At 59.8% G+C, this 2443-nt stretch carries 3 protein-coding genes; all 3 read left to right on the top strand.

Features of this window, described 5'->3' with window-relative positions:
- Positions 1-553, top strand: a 553-nt coding sequence (locus VJV58_RS19355; protein WP_324138977.1) for a TetR/AcrR family transcriptional regulator, incomplete at its 5' end; no start/stop codon positions are given.
- 111 nt (positions 554-664) lie between these two features.
- Positions 665-1420, top strand: coding sequence for an ABC transporter permease (locus VJV58_RS19360; RefSeq protein ID WP_324138979.1), 756 nt, complete (start codon positions 665-667; stop codon positions 1418-1420).
- Between the two features lie 16 nt (positions 1421-1436).
- Positions 1437-2443, top strand: a 1007-nt coding sequence (locus VJV58_RS19365; protein WP_324138978.1) for an NAD(P)-dependent oxidoreductase, incomplete at its 3' end; no start/stop codon positions are given.

A 2443-nucleotide genomic window follows, 5' to 3' on the forward strand; every position in this document is an offset into this window, starting at 1 on the left:
GAAAAGTGGGCTGGCCGGTGCGCGGGTCGATGAAATCGCCGCGCGTGCCGGCGTCAACAAGCAGCTCCTCTACCACTATTTCGGCGACAAGGATGCGCTCTATCTCGCGGTGCTTGAGTGGGTCTACGAGGAGATCCGCAGCCATGAGCGCAAGCTAAACCTTGAAGGCTTGCCGCCGGAGCAGGCCATCAAAAAGCTGATCGAAAGCTCGTTTGATCATCTTGCACTGCACCCGGATTTCATCGTGCTGCTCAACGATGAAAACCGCAATCGAGCGAGGCATGTACGCGCCTCGCCCAAGATCGAGGACATGCATTCGCCGCTGGTCAGGATGGTCTCGACAATTCTCAGGCAAGGCGTCCGGGCAGGAACCTTTCGCAAGGGCGTCAACCCAGTGCATCTCTACATTTCGATCGCGGGCCTCAGCTATTTCTTTTTTTCGAACACCCCGACGCTATCAGCGATCTTCGGCAAGGACCTCTCGAGTGCGACTGCCAAACGGGCCCGCCGCAAACACGTGGTTGATCTCGTGATACAGGCTTTGCGGCCTTGAGGATTAATCAACCGGATGGTTGAAAGACTGACGTTGTCGCGATAAATTGGGCTGGGCTGCTCTATTGACGCAGCCCGGAAACGAAAGAGGACGCGCGTGGTCAGCGACGGAATGCGCTCAGTCCGAACACTCGCGATTATTTTGATCGTGCATGTCGCCGTGATCGTGTTGTGGCAGGTGCTGGTCGACCTCTTTCAGGTCCCGAAATTCATCTTGCCTTCTCCGCTTGCGACGCTTGCGACACTGGACTCCTCGAAATATGCCTGGGTCTCCAATGTGGCCGTGACCGCTGTGGAAATTCTAGGCGGCTTTTCGCTCGGCGCCTTGGTCGGCGTGATGCTGGCGGTGCTGTTCTGCTGGTCGCCGCTGGGCAGCCTGATGTTGCTTCCGTTGTTCGTCACGCTGAATATGATTCCGAAAGTGGCGCTCGGCCCATTGATTATCGTCTGGTTCAGCTACGGCGTCTTTCCGAATATCTTGATCGCGTTCAGCATCTGCTTCTTCCCGATCCTGCTGACCACCGCCCGCGGCTTGAGCGAGGTGGAGCCCGACTTGCTCGACCTCGTCAAATCGCTGCGCGGATCGCGCTGGACGTTGTTTCGCAAGATACAGTTGCCTGGCGCGCTGCCTTACGTGTTTTCCGGCATGAAGGTCGGCGCCATCCTTGCGGTGGCCGGCGCAATCGTCGGCGAGTTCATCGCCTCCGAACGTGGGCTTGGTTATCTCATGATTCAGGTGCAGTCCTCGCTCGACACCCCGGCCATGGTGATGGCTGTCGTGCTGCTGACGCTGCTCGGAGTTTCGCTTTACGGCCTGGTGCTCGCGCTCGAACGGTTGTTTGTGGTGCGGGACGTGCGGCTGCAATAAGACACGGAAAACAAGCATGCTGCTCACGCGCGAGACCCTGCCGAACACCATTCCCGACGTTGCCGCTCTTGACGAGCTGTTGTGCCGGCCGAGCCAGGCCCTGATCGAAGACCTTAGGAAAGTCGACGGCGACATCATGATCCTTGGCGTTGCCGGAAAGATGGGGCCGACGCTGGCGGGACTGGCCAAGGCCGCCCTGCCCGATCGCCGCATCATCGGCGTGGCGCGCTTCAGCGATGCGAGCGCGAAAGCCTGGCTGGAAAGCCGCGGCATTGAAACCGTAAGCTGCGATCTCCTCGACGAAGCAGCTATCAAGCGCCTGCCCAAGGTCTCGAATATTATCTTCATGGCCGGACGAAAATTCGGCGCGGAGGGTGATTTGTCGTTGACGTGGGCGATGAACGCGCATGTCCCAGCGCTGGTCGCGCAGGCGTTTGCCGGTTCGCGCATCGTAGCGTTCTCGACGGGTTGCGTTTATCCGTTCGTACCGGTCAGCGGCAAAGGCGCGGACGAGGCCGTGCCCCCCAATCCGCCCGGTGAATACGCGCAATCCTGCGTCGGCCGCGAACGCATGTTTGAGTACTTCTCGCGCAAGTTCAAAACGCCGGGGCGATTGTTCCGGCTGAACTACGCGATCGACATGCGTTATGGCGTGCTGCACGATATCGCGACAAAGATCGTCCACGGCCAGCCGATCGACGTCAGTCTCGGTCACGTCAATTTCATCTGGCAGGGGGACGCTTCGGCACAGGCGTTGCGCTGTCTCGCTTACTGCGACACTCCGACCTCGCCCATCAACGTTAGCGGCCCCGAAATTCTCGCCGTGCGCGATCTCGCTGCGAACCTTGGCAACCGGCTCGGCCGCACGCCGATCATTGTCGGCAAAGAGGAACCGACGGCCTGGATTACCGACACCTCGCAGGCGGTCAGAATGTTCGATCGGCCGATCGTCGACAGCGAAAAGCTGATCGACTGGACGGCGGACTGGATCGCGCGCTCGATGCCAAGTCTCGGCAAGCCGAC

Source organism: Bradyrhizobium sp. (genome assembly GCF_035273305.1).
Lineage (GTDB): Bacteria > Pseudomonadota > Alphaproteobacteria > Rhizobiales > Xanthobacteraceae > Bradyrhizobium.